The 764-nt window shown below is 42.9% G+C and carries 1 protein-coding gene and 1 pseudogene; both read right to left on the bottom strand.

Annotated features, from left to right (window positions below; all coding sequences use genetic code 11):
- Nucleotides 1-416: pseudogene (locus tag ACFIL3_RS10735) on the bottom strand (hypothetical protein); the annotation flags it as partial.
- Between the two features lie 28 nt (nt 417-444).
- On the bottom strand, nt 445-764 hold a 320-nt coding region (locus tag ACFIL3_RS10730; RefSeq protein ID WP_375682275.1), incomplete at its 5' end, for a hypothetical protein.

The raw sequence follows: 764 nt of genomic DNA, 5'->3' as shown, positions 1-764 counted from the left end.
GCAATTGCACAATCAAATCGCGGATACCCCTTCTCAGCATTATAAAGAAACTGCACTTCACGATCTGGTAAATAATAGGTGGCCAAATGATCTCCTTTTCCTTCAATTTCCACCTTCCACCCCAAACTCTTTAAAAGCGCCGTTGCACTTTCCATCGTTAAGATTTCTTCATCAGAAAGAGAAAACTCTTTTTCCTCAGATAACGGCTTAATCATCGGCATTTCCCCACTAGACGGCTCAAAAACGACAGGTTGTTCAAGCACGCGGCTTAATTCTTTTGTCACTTGGCAATACAGCCTCACCCGCTTGAAAGTAGAGTAATACAATGCCCAAATAAACATCATGACCACGGCAGAAAGCAGCGTGAAAAGCGTCAAGCCCACACCCCACGAGAGTACAACAACAATATCCATTATTTTAATATCTATCATTTTCCCCGCCCCTTCATGCGCTGTTTTGTTGAGAAGCGGTTTTTCTCCGCTTCCAGATTGCTTGCTCCAACATATCGATCTTTTCTTTCAACAGAACCGTGAAAATGATACGAACCACAAAGGCAACAGGGATGAACAAAAAAATAAACCATGATATAAGCTCCATAATTAACGAGAGAGCTGCCACGACATCCCCTTCCCACTCCGCCAACTTCCACCCAAGCAACATGGGTACGAAGCGAAGAGCCATTCTTAAAGCAGCCACAATGAAAGCAATACAAAAGATGACTTTATAATTTTTGCGTGTCAGAAACGCTTCTTCAAGCGCAAAAG

The sequence above is a fragment of the Bartonella sp. CE47NXGY genome (assembly GCF_042195415.1).
In the GTDB taxonomy this organism is placed as follows: domain Bacteria; phylum Pseudomonadota; class Alphaproteobacteria; order Rhizobiales; family Rhizobiaceae; genus Bartonella.
Note: the sequence above shows the minus strand (reverse complement) of the source record. Positions and strands in the feature narration are given on the sequence as shown.